The 14,463-nt window shown below is 61.6% G+C and carries 17 protein-coding genes; 6 read left to right on the forward strand and 11 right to left on the reverse strand.

Translation table 11 applies throughout. The annotated features are described in order from the left end of the window. Nucleotides 1–215 precede the first annotated feature (215 nt). Nucleotides 216–1,277, reverse strand: a complete 1,062-nt coding sequence (locus AC1DYO_RS24130) for a site-specific integrase (RefSeq protein ID WP_477266969.1) — start codon at nt 1,275–1,277, stop codon at nt 216–218. Between the two features lie 115 nt (nt 1,278–1,392). Here AC1DYO_RS24130 and dusA point away from each other — a divergent pair, with 115 nt between their 5' ends. Beyond that, nucleotides 1,393–2,388: a tRNA dihydrouridine(20/20a) synthase DusA gene (gene dusA / locus AC1DYO_RS24135; protein WP_477266970.1), complete on the forward strand. Its 996-nt coding sequence runs from the start codon at nt 1,393–1,395 to the stop codon at nt 2,386–2,388. 5 nt (nt 2,389–2,393) lie between these two features. On the opposite strand, the gene AC1DYO_RS24140 is transcribed toward dusA, so the two are convergent. Together AC1DYO_RS24140 and AC1DYO_RS24145 are read right to left on the reverse strand one after the other, a co-directional pair. Next, nucleotides 2,394–3,098, reverse strand: coding sequence for a TIGR02281 family clan AA aspartic protease (locus tag AC1DYO_RS24140; RefSeq protein WP_477266971.1), 705 nt, complete (start codon nt 3,096–3,098; stop codon nt 2,394–2,396). Nucleotides 3,099–3,111: 13 nt separating this feature from the next. Then, a complete protein-coding gene (locus tag AC1DYO_RS24145; protein WP_477266972.1) occupies nt 3,112–3,345 on the reverse strand; it encodes a DUF1289 domain-containing protein in 234 nt (77 codons plus the stop codon). Between the two features lie 197 nt (nt 3,346–3,542). On the opposite strand from AC1DYO_RS24145, the gene AC1DYO_RS24150 reads away from it, so the two are divergent. Next, nucleotides 3,543–4,541, forward strand: a complete 999-nt coding sequence (locus tag AC1DYO_RS24150) for a nicotinate-nucleotide--dimethylbenzimidazole phosphoribosyltransferase (protein WP_477267133.1) — start codon at nt 3,543–3,545, stop codon at nt 4,539–4,541. A 9-nt stretch (nt 4,542–4,550) separates the two neighbouring features. Here AC1DYO_RS24150 and AC1DYO_RS24155 read toward each other — a convergent pair whose 3' ends face one another. After that, entirely contained in the window at nt 4,551–6,071 is a 1,521-nt protein-coding gene (locus AC1DYO_RS24155; protein ID WP_477266973.1) for a sensor histidine kinase, read from the reverse strand. Between the two features lie 75 nt (nt 6,072–6,146). Between AC1DYO_RS24155 and AC1DYO_RS24160 the strand changes: the two genes are divergently transcribed. From AC1DYO_RS24160 to AC1DYO_RS24175, 4 genes are all read left to right on the forward strand, one after another. Next, nucleotides 6,147–6,770, forward strand: coding sequence for a thermonuclease family protein (locus AC1DYO_RS24160; protein ID WP_477266974.1), 624 nt, complete (start codon nt 6,147–6,149; stop codon nt 6,768–6,770). A 48-nt stretch (nt 6,771–6,818) separates the two neighbouring features. After that, nucleotides 6,819–7,430 carry a glutathione S-transferase gene (locus AC1DYO_RS24165; protein WP_477266975.1) on the forward strand — a complete coding sequence of 204 codons (612 nt, stop codon included), beginning with the start codon at nt 6,819–6,821 and terminating at the stop codon, nt 7,428–7,430. A 1-nt stretch (nt 7,431) separates the two neighbouring features. After that, nucleotides 7,432–8,049: a uracil-DNA glycosylase family protein gene (locus AC1DYO_RS24170; RefSeq protein WP_477266976.1), complete on the forward strand. Its 618-nt coding sequence runs from the start codon at nt 7,432–7,434 to the stop codon at nt 8,047–8,049. Between the two features lie 144 nt (nt 8,050–8,193). After that, entirely contained in the window at nt 8,194–8,685 is a 492-nt protein-coding gene (locus AC1DYO_RS24175; protein WP_006333679.1) for an Lrp/AsnC family transcriptional regulator, read from the forward strand. Between the two features lie 370 nt (nt 8,686–9,055). Here AC1DYO_RS24175 and AC1DYO_RS24180 read toward each other — a convergent pair whose 3' ends face one another. From AC1DYO_RS24180 to AC1DYO_RS24210, 7 genes are all read right to left on the reverse strand, one after another. Further along, a complete protein-coding gene (locus tag AC1DYO_RS24180; protein WP_477266977.1) occupies nt 9,056–9,628 on the reverse strand; it encodes a DUF3299 domain-containing protein in 573 nt (190 codons plus the stop codon). Nucleotides 9,629–9,674: 46 nt separating this feature from the next. After that, on the reverse strand, nt 9,675–10,259 hold the full coding sequence (locus tag AC1DYO_RS24185; RefSeq protein ID WP_477266978.1) for an N-acetyltransferase family protein: 585 nt from the start codon (nt 10,257–10,259) through the stop codon (nt 9,675–9,677). Then, nucleotides 10,219–10,923 carry a DNA alkylation repair protein gene (locus AC1DYO_RS24190; protein WP_477266979.1) on the reverse strand — a complete coding sequence of 235 codons (705 nt, stop codon included), beginning with the start codon at nt 10,921–10,923 and terminating at the stop codon, nt 10,219–10,221. Before AC1DYO_RS24190 ends, AC1DYO_RS24185 begins: the two co-directional genes overlap by 41 nt. A gap of 6 nt (nt 10,924–10,929) precedes the next feature. Further along, nucleotides 10,930–11,799 (reverse strand): NAD(P)-dependent oxidoreductase, encoded by an 870-nt coding sequence (locus tag AC1DYO_RS24195; RefSeq protein WP_477266980.1) that lies wholly within the window; start codon nt 11,797–11,799, stop codon nt 10,930–10,932. A 105-nt stretch (nt 11,800–11,904) separates the two neighbouring features. After that, nucleotides 11,905–12,726, reverse strand: coding sequence for an ABC transporter permease (locus tag AC1DYO_RS24200; protein WP_477266981.1), 822 nt, complete (start codon nt 12,724–12,726; stop codon nt 11,905–11,907). Beyond that, nucleotides 12,723–13,442 (reverse strand): ABC transporter permease, encoded by a 720-nt coding sequence (locus AC1DYO_RS24205; RefSeq protein WP_477232568.1) that lies wholly within the window; start codon nt 13,440–13,442, stop codon nt 12,723–12,725. Before AC1DYO_RS24205 ends, AC1DYO_RS24200 begins: the two co-directional genes overlap by 4 nt. A gap of 83 nt (nt 13,443–13,525) precedes the next feature. Then, nucleotides 13,526–14,311 (reverse strand): ABC transporter substrate-binding protein, encoded by a 786-nt coding sequence (locus tag AC1DYO_RS24210; protein ID WP_181057000.1) that lies wholly within the window; start codon nt 14,309–14,311, stop codon nt 13,526–13,528. Between the last annotated feature and the right edge of the window lie 152 nt (nt 14,312–14,463).

The raw sequence follows: 14,463 nt of genomic DNA on the forward strand, positions 1-14,463 counted from the left end.
ACACAAATCCTTGCACGTCAATCCAAAAAATACCAAATATCGCTGTATAAACAAGTAGATGTAAGAAGGCTATTCGGTCTCCAAAACTGCGGGTCTTTTTGACGACACATGTCGTCGAGGCTATGTTCGAAGCAGCTTGATCGTAACCACGGCCATTGATCGAAGGCGTTATTGCCGGCGGAGAGACTGCGGCCTGCCAAGCCAACTTCCCTCGTCTATGCGGCCCTTGCCGCTCGAATAGTATGAAGCATTTCCGGCTTGAGATGTGTATATCGCCGCAACATCTTCCAATCCTTGTGACCCGTGACCAGCGCTACTTGTTCAATCGTGAATCCGGCCTCGAAAAGGCGGCTTGTCCCCTCGTGCCGCAAGTCATGAAAATGAAGGTCGTGGATGCCCAGGTCACCGCACCCTCGGCGGAAGGCGGTGCCGACTGACCTGTGATTGAATGGGAAAATTCGATCATCGTCGTTGCTTCGCTTGGCGCGCTGCTCCTCAACAATGGTCCATGCGTCGTAACCGGTCGCCGCGAACAGCGGTATGCGCTGATTGTTGCCGCTCTTGTTCCTCGGGTCTTTCCGGTCACGGATGAGAAGCATCCGCGTGCGAGTTTCCAAATCGGACCAACGTGCCTTGCAGATTTCCTCCTGGCGCATCGCGGTTGCGACGGCGAAACGTATGATCTGGCTAATCGGTGCCATCTGACGAGGATTTGAATCGAAGTGAGCGATCAGACTGTCGAGTTCATCTTGCGTCGGCCGCCTGTCACGATGATTTCCTTTCCCAATGAGGCCAAGCCTCTTTAGGGCGATACGCGCGAGATCAACCGGTTCGACCTTGACGGGCAGCCCGTGCACCGCAGCGGCGTGAGCCAGAATGAGTTTTACAAAGCCGATGTCGATACCGAGAGTCATTGGTCCGGCACCTTGGGTGGCTCGATCTCGACCGAAGCGAATAAGTCGTTCGCGATCGAGCGCAGAAATGTTGCACTTCCCAAGATGCCTTCGCAGCATATCGAGGGCTGCGGCCTTGGAGCGGCGAGGGGACTTGCCTACATCGCACATGTCGTCGATATGAAGGTCGATGAGTTCGCCGAAAGTTTTCAGGCGCGCTATGCGGGACTTGGTCGGCGTCTCGCCGCGATCGACTTGGCGCTCGGTTTCGGTTGCCCAGCGCCGTGCGTCGTCTCGGCGCAGGAAGGTCTCGCTGACGTAGCGACCTTTGCGACGGACTTGGACACGCCAGGAACCGGACGAGAGCTTTGTGTAGGTGGCCATTTTTTCGTGTGCGCTCCGTGTGCACTGAGAGATCGAAATGTGGCGAAAAGGGTCGTATTCTGGCGTAAATTCGTGTGCACTCGGCAGGTTCTAACGATTTGATGTTAAAGAAAAAATGCTGAAAAATCAAGACCATAGACTGGCCGTGGCGCCCATGATGGACTGGACGGACCGGCGTTGCCGGTTCTTCCATCGCAAGCTGACGCGCCGTGCGCTGCTCTATACCGAGATGGTGGTGGCGGACGCCGTCATCCATGGCGCACGCGAACGGCTGCTTGGCTTTGACGAGACCGAACATCCGGTCGCACTGCAGCTCGGCGGCTCCGATACGCAAAAGCTGGCCGAGGCGGCGCGCATCGGCGAAGCCTTCGGCTATGACGAGATCAACCTCAATGTCGGCTGCCCGTCCGACCGCGTCCAGTCGGGGACGTTCGGCGCCTGCCTGATGAAAGTGCCTGAGCTTGTCGCCGATTGCTTGGCGGCGATGAAGGCGGCGGTGAAAATTCCGGTGACGGTCAAATGCCGCATCGGTGTCGACGAGCAGGATCCCGAGCCCGCGCTTGATGCGCTGGCCGACGGCGTTTTCGCGGCCGGCGCCGACGCGCTCTGGGTGCACGCCCGCAAGGCCTGGCTTGAGGGGCTGAGCCCGAAGGAAAATCGCGATATCCCGCCGCTAGACTATGACAGAGTCTATCGCCTCAAGGCCGGAAAACCGAACAAATTCATCGGGATCAATGGCGGCATTCAATCGCTCGAGGAGGCTGCTCGCCACCTCGATCATCTCGACGGCGCCATGCTTGGCCGCGCCGCCTACCACACCCCGGGCATTCTGGCCGGTGTCGATGCTGCGTTTTATGGGGATGAACCCGGCGCATTCGATTTTGCCGCGCTGATCGACACGATGGCGGATTACGCCGCGAGGCATATCGAGCAGGGCGGACGGCTCGGTCACGTCACCCGCCACATGGTCGGCCTATTCCACGGTCTGCCCGGCGCGCGCCGCTTCCGGCAAATTCTGTCGACCGACGCAACGAAACCCGGCGCGGGTCCGGATGTGTTGAAGGCTGCTTTCGCGGCTGTCGACTTCGGCCGCACCGAACAGGCCGCCTAGGCGGTTCAGTCGCGCAAAATCATCCGATCGCCGCGCACGTCGAAACCCGACAGCGAGCCGATGAAGTTCATGCCGAGCAGGCTCTGGCTGAGCGTGCCGGGGGCAGCGACCATCACCTGCATGTCCCTGCGCACAATGCCGCCGATCGCCAGTTCGTCGGTCCTCACGGAAGCCGCGCGCGCCATGCCGTTAGCGGTCGAGACCGGGACGGTGAAGCTCAATGCAGCCGGATTGAAGCCGGCCGCTTGTGCGTCTTCGGCGGTGAGCACCGTGCTGGTGGCGCCGGTATCGACCACGGTTCGGATCGGCGCACCGTTGACCGTAATGCGGGCCTCGAAATGGCCGCTGTCGGCCTTGTCCAGGGTCACCGTGGCATGGCCATCCTCGACGCCCAGCGCCAGCGGGCTGCCGGGAACGAGGCCGGCCGTCACCCGGCTGGCGAAATCCTGCAACTCGTAGCGGTACTGGTAGCCGGCGACCAGCGCCAGCACGATCACGGCCCAGGTGCCGAGATTGCGGGCCATGGCGCCGAGCGGTCGGCCGGATCGGACAAGGCCGGCGCTGACCAGCACGCCGATCGCGCCCAGCCAGACCAGCCGGCTGAAATCGGAGTTCTCGATGCCGAACGTGCTGCCGGCGTCGTTGTTGATCATCAGCAGCACCAGCCCGACGCCGATTGCCGCCATCACGATCCAGAACAGTCGGTTCATGGGCTTTGCCGTTTCACGAGAGGACGTCGCGCTCGCGCGCCATGCGGGTGCGGCGTGTTTCCCGGCGGGGCCGGCGCTCGACCGTTTCCAACCGGGCCGGCAATTCGGCCATCACGCCGCGGCGGGTTTCCGGCGTCATGCCCATCCAGGCGCCGATTTCATCGCGCGTGCGGCCGCAACCGAAACAGAAGCCGGTTTTCATGTCGATCGAACAGACCAAGATGCAGGGGGATTCGATGCCAGTCATGATGTTCTCTTGGAGATCCCTTTGAGGAATCCCTGTCTCGCTTCCACATGGTGCAACGGCAAAGCCAATGCAAGCCCTCCGGATTTCGCCGCCGGCAGCCGCATTTGCGGCACAGCCCTGTGTTGCGGCTTGATGGTTGTGCCGGCCGGGCAAGGCGGCTATGCCGCTTGGCAATTCACGAGATGAGCACCCATGCCATGACCAGCGCACTGCCTTTCGACGATTTCCGCGATCTGCTGGCGAACCTGCCGCCGGCTGACGAGACGGCCGCGGCGCGCGTGCGCACGCTGTTTGCCAAGGCCGACAAGCCGATGGGTTCGCTCGGCCGCATCGAGGACATCGCGGCTTGGCTGGCCACCTGGAGCGGCCGCGCGCCACCGGCGGTGAACCGGCCGCTGGTGGCGATCTTCGCCGGCAACCATGGCGTCACCCGTCACGGCATTTCGCCGCGCACTGTCGCGGCGACCGCCAATGCTGTCGAGCTTTGCGCCGCCGGCGGTGCCGCGATCAACCAGGTCTGCATCGCCAACGATCTTGGCCTCAAGGTTTTCGACCTGGCACTGCACATTGCGACCGCCGATATTACTGAGGACGCCGCGCTCGACGAACGCGGCTGCGCCGCCACCATGGCCTTCGGCATGGAGGCCGTTGCCGGCGGCGCCGATCTCATTTGCCTCGGCGATCTCGGCGTCGGCAACTCCACCGTTGCGGCTGCCTTGTGCGCGGCCCTGTTCGGCGGCAGCGGCGCCGATTGGGTAGGCCCCGGCTCGGGCGCCGACGCGGCGATGCAGGCACGCAAGGCTGACGTGGTCGATGCAGCCCTTGCCTTCCAAGGCGCTGCTCTCAAGGATCCGCTGGAGGCGCTGCGCCGGATCGGTGGCCGCGAGTTCGCTGCCATTGCCGGCGCCATCATCGCTGCCCGGATGCAGAAGATTCCGGTGCTGCTCGACGGCTTTACCGCGACCGCCGCCGCGGCCGTGCTGCATGCTGCCAATCCCGCTGCACTCGACCATTGTTTGCTAGCTGGCCTGTCGCCGGAGCCCGGCCAAAGGCTTGCCGCCGAGCGGCTCGGCCTCAAGCCGCTGCTGGATCTCGGCGTCAGCCACGGCGAGGGGGTAGGGGCAGCCCTTGCCGCCGGCCTGGTCAAGGCCGCAGCACTTACCAGTTCGGGCATGGCGGCAGCGGTCAGAGCATAGAACAGGCCGCTAGCGCCGACGCGCCGCTACCGCCTTGGTCGGCAGCGCCGGCAATTCCTCCATCACCCGGCTCAGCGGGAAGATGGCGATCGCCTCGGTGCCTTCGCGCAACTTGGAAAGAAGTTCGAATTCGCCGCCATGCATGGCGAGCAGGCCCTGCACGATCGGTAGCCCTAGCCCAGTACCCTGTTCGGCGCTCTTGATGGCGATCGAGCCCTGGCCGAAGGCGGACAGCACGATCGGGATTTCGTCTTCCGGTATGCCCGGCCCGTTGTCCTTGACCGAAATGTATTGGCCGCCGCCCGCCGTCCAGCCGACGCGCACACGAACTTCGCCGCCAGTGGCGGCGAACTTGATGGCGTTGGACAGAAGGTTGAGGATGATCTGCCGCACCGCGCGCTCGTCGGCGAACAGGCGCTGCAAGGTGATTTCGAAATCCTGGACGATGCGGATGTCCTTGTTGCGCGCCTTCAACTCCATCATGTGGCAGCAATCTTCAGCGATGTTGAGCAGCATCACCGGCTCCTCGTTGAGCTGGTAGCGGCCGGCCTCGATGCGCGACAGGTCGAGGATCTCGTTGATCAGGTCGAGCAGATGCTGGCCGGAATCGTGCACGTCGCTGGCGTAGTCGCGATAAGTGGGGTTGCTCATTGGCCCCAGCACCTCGTTGGCCATCACCTCGGAAAAACCGAGAATGGCGTTGAGCGGCGTTCTCAGCTCATGGCTCATCGAGGCGAGGAAGCGCGACTTCGCTAGATTGGCGTCTTCGGCCCGCCGACGAGCTTCGTCCGACATCGACTTTGCCGTCTCCACCTCGGCGAGCAACGCATCCTTTTCGGAGCGGAACGACAGAAGCATCAGCGACGAGCGGTTGAGATGGCGCGCGATATAGACGAAGAACGGCAATGCGGCGACCAGCAGGCCGACCATCATCGTCTCGACCGGCATCCACAGCTTCGTTTCGGCATAGGCATAGACCGCCACCGGAATGACGAAGGTGGCGAGCAGCGAGCCGCGCAACGACGACGCCGTAATGGCGGTCGCCGCCATCGCCAGCAGCAGCACCATCGCCTTGACCACCTGGAAATGGTCGATCTGGCAGTCGGCGCAGCCGATCCAGGCGAACCACGCCCAACCGAGGCCGCACAGCGAATGGCCGATCAGAAAATCCCGGCGTGTCAGAATTGGGTCGAGTTCGGCCGCTTCGGTGCGTTCGACGCGCCGCGCCATGAAGGCAACGATCGAATAGCAGATCAGCGTGAACAGCGCCCAGATGCTGACCTGCTTGTCCGTCCCCGCCAGAAGCCCGGTCGCCGCGATCGCCAGCACCAAAAGCGGAATGACGGTCGCACCCCCCACCATGGCGCGGGCATGCAGCTTCAGCAGCTCGCGGTCGAAGTCGAGATTGCCGACCTGCTGCGAAAGACGGTCGCGCGTTCTGCGCACCGCGCGCGCCACATCGCTGTTGCGGTGCGGTTTCCTGCGGTCCACAATGAATTTATCCGCTGTGTTCGAGCGTAGCAGAGGCATGGAAACTTCAATTTATGCGCGCAGCGATCTCAATTCGTTAAGCTACGTTCGAATGATTAAGAGACTGTTTGCCATATGAGCCGTTCGTGGTCGCCAAGGCCGCGCCGGCGATACTATCCGCCACCGCCGCGAAGCCTGTGGCGCAAGCTGCTGGACTACGCGCTGACGATTATCCTGCTCGGCCTGCTGATCCTGCTCGCCGCGCGGCTCGACCGCTTCGAGACGCGCAAGGCGGAGGGCGCTGCGATCGTCAACGATGGCGATTCACTCACGCTTGGCACTGAACGCATCCGCATGCGCGGCATCGATGCTCCGGAATACCAGCAGATCTGCCGCAAGGACGGCGCCGACTATGCCTGCGGCAGGCTGGCGCGCCAGGCGCTGGTGCGGCTGATATCAGGCAATCCGGTGACCTGCAGCGGCTGGCAACGCGACCGCTACGGCCGCCTCCTCGGCGACTGCAAGGCCGGCGGCAGGGATCTCAACCGGTCACAGGTCGAGGCTGGCTGGGCCATTGCCTATGGCGATTACGAAACCGAGCAGGCCGTTGCCCGCGCCGGCAAGGTGGGTATCTGGGCTGGCACCTTCGATGAGCCACAGGACTGGCGCGAAAGCCACCATGAAGGCCCGGCCGAAAGACGGCACGGCACGCTTGCTTCACTCGGTGACGCCTTGCGTGAATTTTTTCGCTTCCGGTGAGGAGCGCGCCGTGTCCTATAGTCTGTCCGCAAGATCGGGAGGATTGAGATGAAACTGTTCGACGGTGGCCGCGCTCCCAATCCACGGCGTGTGCGGGTTTTCCTCGCCGAGAAGGGCATCGAGTTGCCGCTTGTGCCGGTCGACATGGGCGCAATGGGTCACAGGCAGGAGCCGGTCAGTTCACGTAACCCGCTGCGGCGGCTGCCGGTGCTAGAGCTCGACGACGGCACAATCATCACCGAATCCGTCGCCATCTGCCGCTATTTCGAGGAATTGCATCCCGAACCGCAGCTGTTCGGGCAAGGCGCGCTCGGCAAGGCCAAGGTCGAGATGTGGCAAAGGCGCATGGAGTTCAATCTGCTCAGCTGCGTCGCTCAGGCCTTTCGCCATATCCATCCGGCGATGAAAGAGTGGGAAATTCCGCAAGTCCCCGAATGGGGCGAAGCCAACAAGACGAAAGCGGTCGAATTCCTGAGCTTGCTCGACACCGAACTGGCAAACCGGGAATTCGCCGCCGGCGACGCCTATTCGATCGCCGACATCACCGGGATGATCGCCATCGACTTCATGAAACCGGCGCGCATCAAGGTACCGGACGAGTGCGCCAACGTGCTGCGCTGGTACAGCGCCGTCTCGAGCCGGCCGAGCGCTTCCGCCTGAGATGGAGGCGGAGCTTGAACGCCTGACGGCAAAGATCCGCGCCTGCCGCATCTGCGTCGACAATCCTGTGGGACGGCCGCTGCCGCATGAGCCGCGCCCAGTGCTGCTGCCGTCGTCCAGCGCCCGCATCCTGCTCGCCGGCCAGGCGCCGGGAACCAAGGTTCATTTGTCCGGCATGCCGTTCACCGACGCGTCCGGCGACCGGCTACGCGTTTGGCTGGGCGTCAGCACGGAGGAATTCTACGACACGGAGAAATTCGCCATCGTGCCGATGGGGTTCTGTTTTCCAGGCCAGGACGCCAAGGGCGGCGACCTGCCGCCCCGCCGCGAATGCGCACCAGCCTGGCGCGCACAGTTGATGGCGTTGATGCCGCAGATCGAGCTCGTTCTGACCATCGGCTCCTACGCGCAGTCCTGGCATATGGGTGAGGCGCGGCGGTCATCGCTGACCGGAACCGTGAGGGACTGGCGCGCCATCTGGGATACGCCGGCCAGCCCGAAAGTGCTGCCGCTGCCGCATCCATCATGGCGCAACTCCGGCTGGTTGAAACAGAATCCATGGTTTGAAATGGATTTGCTGCCCTTCCTGAGATCGGAAATCCGCTATCGCATTGCTTAAGCTTTAAGCAAGATATCACTCGCTTTTGTGCCATTCGGCAGAATTTCTTTCTTGTGAAAGGCCGAAATAAGAGGGAGTATAGCCAATCTATTCCCAAAGCGCGCCGCGCCCGAGGGAACGCGGCCTGCACCAGGGAGCATCTTAATGGATCGCCTCGACAGAAAAATTCTCCGCCTCCTGCAGGAGGACGCGACGCTCGCGGTTGCCGATGTCGCCAAGAAAGTCGGCCTATCGACCACGCCCTGCTGGCGCCGCATCCAGAAGCTCGAGGAAGAGGGCGTCATCAAGAGGCGCGTTGCCATCCTTGACCACGAGAAGGTCAATGTGCGCGTCACCGTCTTCGTGTCGATCCGCACCAATTCGCACAGCCATGAATGGCTGCGCCGCTTCTCCGAGGTCATCCAGGAATTTCCCGAAGTGGTCGAATTCTACCGTATGAGCGGCGACGTCGATTATCTGCTGCGCGTGGTGGTGCCCGACATCGCGGCCTATGACGCCTTCTACAAGCGGCTGATCGCCAAGATCGAAATCCGCGACGTGTCGTCGTCCTTCGCCATGGAGCAGATCAAATACACCACCGAAATGCCGCTGGATTACATGGTGCTGGACAAGGAATCAGGCGCCAACGCTGCGTGATCGCCCGCGTTCAATGTGGGGGAGGTTTTCTAAACAACTCTAGCCCAATACCCAGCGGGATCATCACTGAGAGATACCCTATCGTTGCATAGACGAAATGCATGCGATCATGGTGTTTTGGAAAGACGAATACGTTCAACAAAAAAGCTATGAATAGGCCGGCGATCCACAAAAGGTGGCGGTTGGTTATCGTCTTGATTTCTCTTTGCAGGACCTTGGATACCAAAAATAGGTACCACCCCTTTGCGTCAGTCATGGTCATCTTTCCAACGCATCTGGAAAAGATCTAGCTTACGCCCGGCATTTGGAATTGCAACGAGCTTAAGTGTAGCTCGTCAGTGACGCAGTGGCCGGATGGCATGCTACTTCGCTAGTTCTTCTTTTTATTGAGGAAAGTCCACGGTGAATTGACCGGCAGCGTGATCGTGTCCGGCACGTTGTCGACAGCCACCACCTCGGCTTTGCGCACGGTATAGCCGGACTGAATGACGCTTACGCCGTCGAGAATGAACAGTTGGCTCTTCTCCAAGCCGGGCCGCAAGGCGCCGGTGACAGCAACCGCCTCATAGGCCTGCGACATCTTGTAGGGACGGGCCGGCGTTACCAGCACGATCTGGTTGGGCGGCGGCGTCGGCATGTGACTGCAGGCGCCCGTCCACGGCACCAGCAGGAACTGGTAGACGAGGTCGCCATCGCGGTCGACCGGCAATGCATAGCCGGCTAATTGTACGGTCTTGTCCTGCAGGTTGAGCGACAGCGTCTCGCCATGATCGGGCAGTTTTGCCGCGATCATTGGCAGGCCGGCATCTTCGGCCACCGCCTGCGTCGCCGGGCGCAGATCCTTCCAGAAGATGTGCGCGGTTTGGCCCGAAGCATTGAAGGCACTAGCTGCCAGCAACGCGGCTGCAAGCACCAGGGTGGTCGGCTGGAAATGTTTGCTCATTGGCCGCTTCCTTCGTGAAGGAGTAAAGACGCCGTGGCCGATGGCGTCAACGCTCGAGCCGCATCACATGTCTGCGAGAGCCGGCCATGCCGATCTCATGGAACCCGCGTGCGGTGAACATGTCGCGAAACCCCATGAAACGGTAGCTCGGCGACGCGTCGTCGACCGGGTAGGCCTCGATCGTCTTGGCGCCCTTGGCAAAGGCCTGATCGATGGCAGCGTCAAGCAGGCCGACCGCCAGTCCACCGCCGCGCAGGGCTCTCGGCACATAGAAGCAGACGATCGACCAGATGCCGGTCTCGCCATCGTCCTGCTGCGGCGACAGCTTGCGGTAGGTCTGGCGCGGAGCGACCGAGCACCAGCCGACGGTCTTGCCATCGAGCTCGGCCAGAATGCCGACCGGAGTGCCGGCCTCGACGAGCGCCATCATGGCCCGTTTCAACTCAGCGTGCTGGACATGCTCGCGGCGGCCGGGCAAGGGCCGCCAGGCCATGCACCAGCAATATTTCGGACCGCCCTGCGCTTCGAACAGGCCCTCGAAATTGGTTCGCGTCTTTCGCGTCACCGCGGTGAACCGGACTTTGCCCAGGTTAGCCTTTTCTGGCGGCGATCCGCTCGATGATCTTGGCATTGGTCAGTTCCCGTACGGCGTCCTTGCCGATCCAGCGCGCCGTCTTGTCAGGAGACTGCGCCAGTCGTTCGGCCACGGAAAGGGCAGCGCCGTGCATCTCCATCGATCGCTTGCCGATCGAACGAAGCGCCCAGTTCACGGCCTTCTTCACGAAATTGCGGCTGTCGGTGGCATGCACTTCAATGATCGGCAGGAAGCCGAGGAAAGTCGCTACCGGCTCTTGCTTCCGGTGAACGACGGACCAGGCCATCATGGCAAAGGCGGTGCGTCGAACGAACTCCCGCTCGTCCGCCGCGAACTCCTCGATCAGGTCCTTCCAGCCGTCGGTGTCGACGAAGAGATCGGAGACGCCGTCGACGATGTCCCAGGAATCGAAAGACGCCGCCCATTGCCTTGCATCAGCTGCGGAAAAGCGCTTCGGGTCGGCCGTGACGGACGCGATGAACTGAGCTTCCATGATGCCGGTCTGCCAGAGCTCGAAGGCTCGTTCGTGGTTGCGCTTGATCTTCCTGGCAATCTGCCGCTGCATGCCATGCGAAATGCCAAGCGCGCGTTCGATCTTGATGCCATAGCGCAGCATGCCGCGGCGATTTTCCTCCGAACCGATCGACCGCAAATGCGCGACAATTTCGTCGGCGCTAGATTGGGGCGAAAGCTCGGCCATGCCAGCCTATTTTTCCAGGCGCGCCAACAGGGAAGACGTATCCCATCGCTTACCGCCCATCGCCTGCACATCCTTGTAGAACTGGTCGACGAGGGCGGTCACCGGCAGTTTGGCGCCATTGCGGTCGGCTTCATCAAGGCAGATGCCGAGATCCTTGCGCATCCAGTCGACGGCGAAACCGAAATCATATTTGCCGGCATTCATCGTCTTGTGGCGGTTTTCCATTTGCCAGGAACCGGCTGCGCCCTTGGAGATCACCCCGATGACCTTCTCGATGTCGAGCCCGGCCTTCTTGCCGAAATGGATCCCTTCGGCCAGCCCCTGCACCAGCCCGGCAATGGTGATCTGGTTGATCATCTTGGTGAGCTGGCCGGCGCCCGACGGCCCCATCAGCCCGACCATGCGGGCAAAGGCATCGATGACCGGTTTGGCCTTGTCGAAGGCAACCTGATCGCCGCCGACCATCACCGTCAGCACGCCATTTTCAGCACCCGCCTGGCCACCGGAGACCGGCGCGTCGAGGAAGGAAAAACCGGCCTTTTGCGCGGCGTCGGCCAGTTCGCGCGCCACCTCGGCCGATGCTGTGGTGTTGTCGATGAAGACGGACCGCTTTTTCATCGCGGCGAACGCGCCGTTGGCCCCGGTTGTCACCGAGCGCAGATCGTCATCATTGCCGACGCAGGAGAAGACGAAATCCTTGCCCTCGGCGGCCTCGGCCGGTGTCGCGGCGAGCTTACCGCCATGCTGGGCCACCCATTGCTCGGCTTTGGCAGCGGTGCGGTTGTAGACGGTGACGTCGTGGCCGCCCTTGTTCCTGAGGTGCCCGGCCATGGGATAGCCCATCACGCCAAGACCGAGAAATGCCACAGATGCCATAGGTTTACCCTTCAGATGGAAAACGAAATTTGCTGCGAAAGCTCTAGGCCCTGCGCTCAATTCGTCAAGACGCGCATGAGCCGATCGACTGGTGCAGCCGACCAGTCAACGCTTCAGATGTATCGTGATCCGGCGTTCGATCCATTCAACGCCATGGCGCAAGATCTCGACCATCACCAGATAGACAAGAGCGACCCAGATATAGGACTGGATGTCGAACGAATTGGCAAAGGCAAGCTTGGCCTGGCCCATCAAATCGTAAACGGTGATGATGGCGACGATGGCCGAAGCCTTGACCATCAGGATCAACTCGTTGCCATAGGGACGTAAGGCGACGATCAACGCCTGCGGCAGGATGATCTTTCGCAGCGTCTGCAATTTGTGGAGGCCGAGCGAGGCGGCGCCCTCCCACTGGCCTCTTGGCACGCTTTCGATGGCGCCGCGCAGGATCTCGGCCTGATAGGCGGCGGTGTTGAGTGCGAAGGCAAACACACCGCAATTGAAAGCGTCTTTGAAAAAATCCCAGAGGCCAACCGTTTGAAGCTCAGCCCTGAACGATCCCAGTCCGTAGTAGACCAGATAGGTCTGGACCAGCAGCGGCGTGCCGCGGAAGAAGTAGACATAGCAATAGGCGAGGCCGGACAGGAGCCGGTTGCTGGACATGCGCCCATAAGCGACCGGCACGGACAGGATCGCTCCGAGCACCATCGATATGCAGACCAGCAACAGCGTGGTTTGAAGGCCCTTCAGATAGGCCGGGGCATATTTGGCGAAGAAGTCGGCGTTCCAGGCAAAGATCAGATAAGCGACGATGCCGAGGCCGAACAGGATCCAGAAACCGACCATCGCATAGCCGATGACGCGGCTGCGCGGCCAGCCGCGCGCCCGTGGTGGCGGCCGTTCGACCAAGGTGGCGGTGACGCTCATCGTTGTGCCTCTCGCCGGCCGAGCGAGCGCAGGATCGCGCTGGTGGCAAAGGATGAAACGACGGCCAGACCAAGGAAGACCATGGCCGCGACACCATAAAACAGGAAAGCGTGCTTGGTAACGCGGGCAGCAGTGTAGGCATTGCGCAGTGTCTCGGCGAGGCCGACGACCGACACGAGCGACGTATCCTTGAGCAGGCTAAGCCAGCAGTTCTCTAGTCCGGGAAACGCAATGCGAAGGAGTTGTGGCAAGATCACCTTGCGCATGGTCAGCCAGTTCGACAGGCCGATGGCATAGCCGCCCTCATACTGACCTTTCGGAATGGCGCGAAAGGCCGAAAGAAACACCTCGCTGGCATAGGATGAAAAGATCAGCGACAGCACAATCATGCCGGCGACGAAGCTGTTGACGTCGATGGTCGCGTCGGGTCGGAAATATCGCACGAGATGCTGCAGCAGGATCGGTACGCCGAAGAAAAACAGGAACAGCGTCACCAGCTCCGGCAAGCCACGGAAAACCGTGGTGTAGATGTTGGCAGCCAGCCGCAGAGAAGGTTCTTCGGACTGCTTGGCCCAGGCGACGAAGAAGCCGATCGTCAGGCCGATGGGCAGTGTCGCCAGCGCAAGCGCGATGGTGACCAGTGCGCCATAGGCAATATCGTCAATCCAGCCATCGGGTCCCCAAGTGAGAAGTATCCATATGTTCTGGCTGGGCATTGACGGGTCTTGTCTCCACTTCTGTCAGCGATGGACCAAGGCGGCAGGAGGAATTTCCCCTGCTGCCGCCTTGTTTCAGACGATCAGGACTCGGCGCCGAAGACGTCGAACTTGAAGTATTTGTCGTTGATTTCCTTGTACTTTCCGTTGGCGCGGATGGCGTCGATGGCGCTGTTCAACTTGTTGACCAGATCCGTCTCGCCCTTGCGCACGGCGATGCCGGCGCCCGGTCCAAAGATTTCGACTGGCTGCGGCGAGGGCTGGCCGAGAATCTTGCAGCAGGCGCCATCAGGCGAATCCAGGAACTGCTGCAACACGACGATATCGTCCTCGATCGCGTCGAGACGGCCATTGGCCAGATCGGCCTGCTCTTCGGGGCTGCTCGGATAGCCCTTGACCGTGCTGTCCGTATAGGTCTTCGAGGCATAGTTGAAATGCGTCGTCGTGGTTGCGACGCCGATGGTCTTGCCGGCCAGGTCTTCCTTGGTCACGCCCTTAAGGGTTGAATCTTTTGGCACCGCCAGCGCCGAGGGGGTGTTGTAGTATTTATGCGAGAAGTCGACCTTTTCCTGACGCTCCGGCGTGATCGACATCGAGGCGACGATGGCGTCGAACTTGCCGGCCTGCAGCGCCGGGATGATGCCGTCCCAATCCTGGGCGACGAAGGTGCACTTGACCTTCATCTCGTCGCAGAGCGCCTTGGCGATGTCGATGTCGAAGCCGACGAGCTGGCCGTCGGAGGTCAAATTGTTGAATGGGGGGTAGGCGCCTTCGGTGCCGATTCTCAGGGTCGTTTCCTGAGCCTGGGCGACGCCGAGCGTCAGCAGCGCAGCCGATGCGGCGAGCGCGATACGCAGTGCAATACGCATGATAGTCCTCTCTTTATGGCTCCCGGCCGTCGTTCCGAAACGGCTCTGTGGGGCGGTGCTTTTGACCGCCCGCTGGCGCGATACTCCCACTGTTTTCGGGAGAAAAGCAACTGTAAAACCGTTGCTTGCGGGATTTGCGGGTCCAGCCGATG

It is taken from the genome of Mesorhizobium sp. P2_F5 (assembly GCF_056403715.1).